The 282-nt window shown below is 60.6% G+C and carries 1 protein-coding gene; it reads right to left on the bottom strand.

The annotated features are described in order from the left end of the window. Nucleotides 1–11: 11 nt before the first annotated feature. The coding region (locus tag EQW76_RS28875; RefSeq protein WP_143123539.1) for an ATP-binding protein at nucleotides 12–282 on the bottom strand (271 nt) is incomplete at its 5' end.

The raw sequence follows: 282 nt of genomic DNA, 5'->3' as shown, positions 1-282 counted from the left end.
CTGCAAGCCTGTCAGGTTGCGGGCGGCAGCCGGATATCGGCCATCAGTCCTTTCGGCATATTGTCGAGCAACTGGAACGTGCCGTTGTGACCTTTCTCAACGATGCCCTTCGTGATCGTCAGGCCAAGGCCGAATCCGCTCCCCATCGCTCCGCCCTGCCGGGATGCATCCGCCTTGAAGAACGGCTCGAGCACGCGTATTTTCATCTCGTCGGGAAGGCCCGGCCCATTGTCCTTCACTGCGATCCGGACACTGCCGTCGTCCAGGCATTCCAGCGTTATG

Source organism: Rhizobium sp. rho-13.1 (genome assembly GCF_007000305.1).
GTDB classification, from domain to species: Bacteria; Pseudomonadota; Alphaproteobacteria; order Rhizobiales; family Rhizobiaceae; genus Rhizobium; species Rhizobium rhododendri.
Note: the sequence above shows the minus strand (reverse complement) of the source record. Positions and strands in the feature narration are given on the sequence as shown.